Consider the following 5,297-nt stretch of genomic DNA (forward strand, 5'->3'; position numbering starts at 1 on the left):
AACCCCCCGCCGCCGCCTCCACCACCGCCGGGGCCGTAGCACCAGGTGCCTGTGGCGGACGATGCCGATTGTGCGCACACTGGGGTGGTATCGGTGTGAGTTGCCAGGAGGCCGCAATGGACGACAACGGTCGGTTCGGGTTCGATCCCGAGGACTTTGATCGGGTGTTTCGCGACGCCAGCGAGGGCCTGCGTGAGGCGCTCGACGGAGTCAGCCGGTTTTTCACCCTGCCCGGCGAGCGGGCCGGGTTGTCTGGACTTCTCGACGACCTGGCCCGGCGCATGCGGACCAGGCCGGAAACCACCGGCGAAGCCGGTGACGGTGTCTGGGTGATTTACACCATGAGCAGCGACGGCGGCGCGCGGGTCGAAGAGGTCTACGCCACCGAACTCGAGGCGCTACGGGCCAACCAAAGCAACACCGACGCGACCCGCAAGGTCCGATTCCTGCCATACGGCATCGCCGTCAGCGTCCTGGACGATTCAGACGATTCAAGCGAAACGCCCTAACCGCCTGCAGTGGTGACTGGAGCGATTGGAATATAAGGACGTGCTCGGGGGTACAGGGCAACAATGTTGACCATGTGCCCACGTCAGATCACCCACTTCCTTGCCGCTGCGCTGGTAATCGTCGGGGGATTACTAACCATTCCCATCCCCGTCGCATCTGCGGAGCCCTGCCCGGACGTCGAGGTGGTCTTCGCCCGCGGCACCAGCGAGGCTCCCGGGGTCGGCGGGATCGGACAGCCATTCGTCGACTCGCTGCGTTCGGCGGTCGGTGACAAGTCGCTTGACGTGTATCCGGTCAACTACGAAGCCAGCAGCGATTTTTCCGACCGACTTCAGTTCGCCCAAAGCGTCGTCGACGGGATCAAAGACGCGGGTAGTCATATCGAGGCCACTTCCGCGAACTGCCCCAACACTCGGATCGTGCTCGGCGGGTACTCCCAGGGCGCGGCCGTGGCGGGCTTCGTCACCTCGGCTTCTATACCGGCGGGCGTACCGGCCGACTACGTCCAGTTCTTGCCTAAGCCGATGCCGCCATCGGTGGCCAATCACGTCGCCGCTGTGGTCCTGTTCGGAAAACCGTCAAATCAGTGGCTGCAAAACTACGGCGCACCGACGATCACCATCGGACCGCTGTATGCGCCTAAGACCGCTGACTTGTGCGCTCCCGGAGACACCATCTGCAATGGCGATGCCGGTGGGGCGCCGAGCTTCGCGCACGCCGAATACCCGGTGAACGGCATGACAGCCCAGGGCGCCGACTTCGCCGCGAGTCATCTATAGCTTCAGCCCGCCGGTGATCACCGCAACCTGATTGTCGAAACGCACGCGGTGAGACTCACCACGTGACCGGCAGCTCTTTCATGCCGTAGATGTCGGAGTCCTTAAATCGCAACGCATCCGGCGGTACAGCCAACCGCAGTCCGGGTAGCCGTCGCGCCAGCGTCGCGAACGCGACCTGCATCTCGACTCGAGCCAGGTTGGCGCCGATGCACTGGTGTACACCGTAGCCGAAACCGACGTGCCCGCGGGTGTTCCGGTCGATGTCGAAAGTCTCTGGGTTGTCGACGAATTCGCTGTCCCAATTTCCCGCTGGCAGGTTCATCAAGACCCTGTCTCCAGCCCGGATCAACTGGCCACCGATCGTCAAGTCCTCGGTCGCGATCCGGTCCACTTGGGCGTGCACGATAGTGAGATAGCGCATCAGCTCTTCGATGGCATTGGCGATCACGGCCGGATCGTTGGTTTGGCCGAGCCGTTCGAATACATCCCGATGCTGCAGCAGCGCAACAGTTCCCAATGCAATCATGTTGGCAGTGGTCTCGTGTCCGGCCTGCATCATGATCACACCGGTCATCGCCGCAGTCTCACGACTGAGTTGCCCGGTCGCGACGTAGTCGGTCACCAGACGGCTGATCAAGTCGTCGCCGGGTTCGCGCTCCTTACGCTGCACCAACTCCTGGATGTAGACAAACATCGTCGCGAAGGCGTGCGCCTTTTGCTCTTCGGACGTCGACGTGTCCAATCCGATCGTGGTATTGCGCTGGAAGAGGCCGAGGTCTTCGGGCGGCACGCCCAGCAGCAGCGCGATCACCAAAGACGGTACAGGCAAAGCGAAGTCGCGCACGATGTCGGCCGGGGGCCCCTTGTCGATCATCCTGCCGAGGTATTCGTCGACCATTTCCTGAATCTGCGGACGCATCGCTTCGGTACGCCGGAAGGTGAATTGACTGGTCATCATCCGCCGCAACCGGTGATGCTCGGGATCGTCGATGCGGGCGAAGATCACCGGCGTGCCCTCGTCGCTCGATGGTTTGATCGCCGAGGAGATGGTATCCGCCGACAGCCTCGGGTCGACGAGCGCGGCCCTGATGTCCTGGTAGCGGCTCACCACCCAGGTCGGCCGGCCTAGCCACATCGCTCGGCGCAGGCCGGGCTCGTCCCGCCACCTCGCGAATTCCGGCGGGGGCGCGAGGGGGCAGTGTGCCGCCCTGGGTGCCGGAATGACCGGAAGCCCGGTCTCGGAGCGGGAATCGGAAGTCGTTGCCGTCATTGGCGTTTCCTCATAAATGTCAGACGACTGTCAATTATCCGAGCGTAGAACCCGGCCGGTTGGCAGTCAACTGTCAGTTACTCTGTCGCTATGACCGCGGTTTCCGATCGACCGTTACGAGCGGACGCGGCGCGCAACGCCTCGAAAATTCTGCGGGCCGCGCGAGACGTCTACGACGAACTGGGCCCCGAGGCGCCTATCGAGGCGATCGCCCGTCGCGCAGGAGTCGGGGAACGAACGCTCTATCGCCGGTTTCCGACCAAGGCCGACCTGATCCGGGCCGCGCTGGATCAATCCATCGCCGAGGACCTCAACCCGACGATCGAGGCCGTTCGGCGCGCCGACGATCCGTTGGGGGGCCTCGCTCAACTGATTGACGCGGCGATATCGCTGGGTGCTCGCGAACACAACCTGCTGACCGCGGCGCGCCGAGCCGGATCGCTGACCCCGGATATCTCGACGTCGCTGTATGAAGCGCTCAGTGAGCTTGCCCGTCGAGGCCAGGAGACCGGCGCAGTCCGCGCCGACCTCGTCGCCGATGATCTGCCGCGTCTGATCGCGATGCTGCACAGCGTGCTATGGACGATGGATTCGGACACTGACGGCTGGCGTCGCTACGTCGCATTGATGCTCGACGCGATCTCGACGCACCCACGACAGCCGCTGCCCGACGCCGCCGCTTTGCGATTTGCACCGATGTCGAGTAGCTGGCCGATGTAAGACCCCCCGGAAACGAGCCGTCAGAGGCGGGTAGTTACTATTTCGTGACAATTCCGCGATTTGCTCGTAAGGTGCTCTCGTGGCGCGACATCGATTAGCCAGCAGCCGACGGAGGTCACCAGTGATGGTGGCCTCAGTGGTTGCCCCGGCTGCCGTCTTCTTTGCCGTCGCCGGCAGCGCCGACGCGGTCGCCACCCGCGTGGAGGCAAACAAGGATGTTGGCGACGGTGCGCCCTGCTGCGTAGCGGTGACTGCGGCCGCCCCGGCGTCACCGTCGTGGGCTTTGTCTGACGTGAGCCCCGGGCCCGACGAGACCGTGTCGGCATCCAGGGCATCACGATGGCGAGTCGTCAATCAAAATGCTCCACGCGTGCTGCTGGTGGGTGTCGCTCCCGAGCGGGGTCTGCAGGTCAAGACGATTTTGGCCGCGCGCAGTATCAGCGCGGCGTTCCCCGAAGTCAAGAACATCGGCGGTGTTCGGCCGGACTCGAAGCCATGGCATCCGAATGGTTTGGCGTTGGACGTCATGATCCCCAACCCCAGTAGCGCTCAAGGCATCGCGCTCGGAAACGAGATCGTCGCGTTCGCGCTGAAGAACGCGACTCGATTCTCGTTGCAGGATGCCATCTGGCGCGGCACGTACTACACCCCGAGCGGGCCATCAGGATCTGGATACGGGCACTACGACCACGTCCACATCACCACCCACGGCGGCGGATACCCCACCGGCGGGGAAGTCTACGTCCGCTAAGCGGCCACGCTGATTCTGCTGCAGGGCAAGACGCTGCCGGCCCGGTAAGTAGCTGTTCAATCACCGGCGCATTTGTCCGCGCCTGGACCGAACCATCTAGTGGCGACGCTCGTAATACCGATTGAGGCGTCTTCGGGCCCGGGTGCGCACCACTGATGGTGGGCGCCGAGGAAAGCCGCGCCGTCCACGCGCCGAGGGGCACACGTGGACGGCGCGGCATTTCAACGGCGGCGACGCTGCCAGAAAGCAACACGCTCCGAAAAGGATGAGTAACGTGACGACGACAACTCGTGGTGCTGCGCTGGCGGTGATCCGATGACCTGGTATGTGCTGTTGATCGGCGTGGTCGTCGTGGAGCGCATGGCCGAGCTCGTGGTGACCAACCGCAATCGCGCCTGGAGCAAGGCGCACGGCGGCGTCGAGTTCGGCGCCGGACACTATCCGGCCATGGTGACCCTGCACACCGCCCTGCTGGCGGGATGCCTGATCGAGCCGATCGCGTTTCACCGACCCTTCGTCCCGGTGCTGGGCTGGCCGATGCTCGCGATAGCCGTTGCGGCACAAGCATTGCGCTGGTGGTGCATCAGCACCCTGAAACATCAGTGGAATGCCCGGGTGATCGTGATACCGGGCGCAGCGCGTGTCACCGGTGGTCCGTATCGCTTTCTGCCTCATCCGAATTACGTTGCGGTGATAGCCGAAGGCTTTGCGCTGCCGCTGATACACACCGCGTGGATTACGGCGCTGGTGTTCTCACTTCTCAACGCCGTCTTGCTAAGGACCCGGATCCACGTTGAAAACAACGCACTGGCAAGCTTGAGGTGATCGATCTTCTGGTCGTCGGCGGGTAGCCCGCCGGATTGAAAAGGGCTGCTGCGACTCGTGACTCAGTCGTGACAATGCGGGCCCAAACGTCTCTATTTGGCAACAGCGCGGTGCGCCGCGGGTTGTGTTCCACATGGGTCTAGTAGAAATAGCGTCGGTGTCTAAGAACGACTTAGGTACGGCTATGCGGTTCTGCTACAACCTCTCGCTGGCGGACATAGCCGAGCGTGAATAAAGGAGTGGACGTCGATGACGGCTTTCGATCGAGCCAAGGTCAAAGTAGTTGCCGGCGCCGGATTGTTCGGGGCCGCTTTAGCGTTGAGTCCCGACGCGGCAGCCACCCCGTTTATGACGGGCGGCTACGCCTGCGTCCAGGGCCAGTCAGGCGGAGCTGGCGCGCCGGCGGCGGGCGGACCAGCGGCAGCCGCGGGTGGAGCGGGAG

The 5,297-nt window shown here is 63.6% G+C and carries 6 protein-coding genes and 1 pseudogene; 6 read left to right on the top strand and 1 reads right to left on the bottom strand.

Going from position 1 to position 5,297, the window contains the following annotated elements; translation table 11 throughout:
• The first annotated feature begins 116 nt into the window (after positions 1-116).
• Entirely contained in the window at positions 117-509 is a 393-nt protein-coding gene (locus tag WBF82_RS13945) for a hypothetical protein (RefSeq protein ID WP_424383592.1), read from the top strand.
• Between the two features lie 72 nt (positions 510-581).
• Positions 582-1,289, top strand: a complete 708-nt coding sequence (locus WBF82_RS13950; protein ID WP_424383593.1) for a cutinase family protein — start codon at positions 582-584, stop codon at positions 1,287-1,289.
• A 55-nt stretch (positions 1,290-1,344) separates the two neighbouring features.
• Here WBF82_RS13950 and WBF82_RS13955 read toward each other — a convergent pair whose 3' ends face one another.
• On the bottom strand, positions 1,345-2,559 hold the full coding sequence (locus tag WBF82_RS13955; protein WP_424383594.1) for a cytochrome P450: 1,215 nt from the start codon (positions 2,557-2,559) through the stop codon (positions 1,345-1,347).
• Positions 2,560-2,649: 90 nt separating this feature from the next.
• On the opposite strand from WBF82_RS13955, the gene WBF82_RS13960 reads away from it, so the two are divergent.
• From WBF82_RS13960 to WBF82_RS13975, 4 genes and pseudogenes are all read left to right on the top strand, one after another.
• Entirely contained in the window at positions 2,650-3,279 is a 630-nt protein-coding gene (locus tag WBF82_RS13960) for a TetR/AcrR family transcriptional regulator (protein ID WP_424383595.1), read from the top strand.
• A gap of 79 nt (positions 3,280-3,358) precedes the next feature.
• Positions 3,359-4,030, top strand: coding sequence for a hypothetical protein (locus WBF82_RS13965; protein WP_424383596.1), 672 nt, complete (start codon positions 3,359-3,361; stop codon positions 4,028-4,030).
• A gap of 315 nt (positions 4,031-4,345) precedes the next feature.
• On the top strand, positions 4,346-4,855 hold the full coding sequence (locus tag WBF82_RS13970; RefSeq protein ID WP_424383597.1) for an isoprenylcysteine carboxyl methyltransferase family protein: 510 nt from the start codon (positions 4,346-4,348) through the stop codon (positions 4,853-4,855).
• Positions 4,856-5,104: 249 nt separating this feature from the next.
• Positions 5,105-5,297 (top strand): annotated as a pseudogene (locus tag WBF82_RS13975) (beta-xylosidase); the annotation flags it as partial.

The organism is Mycobacterium sp. (assembly GCF_049673265.1).
In the GTDB taxonomy this organism is placed as follows: Bacteria; Actinomycetota; Actinomycetes; order Mycobacteriales; family Mycobacteriaceae; genus Mycobacterium.

Coding starts and splice junctions, on each gene's coding strand:
- WBF82_RS13945 (WP_424383592.1), top strand. CDS start 117: ATGGACGACAACGGTCGGTTCGGGTTCGATCCCGAGGACTTTGATCGG.
- WBF82_RS13950 (WP_424383593.1), top strand. CDS start 582: ATGTGCCCACGTCAGATCACCCACTTCCTTGCCGCTGCGCTGGTAATC.
- WBF82_RS13955 (WP_424383594.1), bottom strand. CDS start 2,559: ATGACGGCAACGACTTCCGATTCCCGCTCCGAGACCGGGCTTCCGGTC.
- WBF82_RS13960 (WP_424383595.1), top strand. CDS start 2,650: ATGACCGCGGTTTCCGATCGACCGTTACGAGCGGACGCGGCGCGCAAC.
- WBF82_RS13970 (WP_424383597.1), top strand. CDS start 4,346: ATGACCTGGTATGTGCTGTTGATCGGCGTGGTCGTCGTGGAGCGCATG.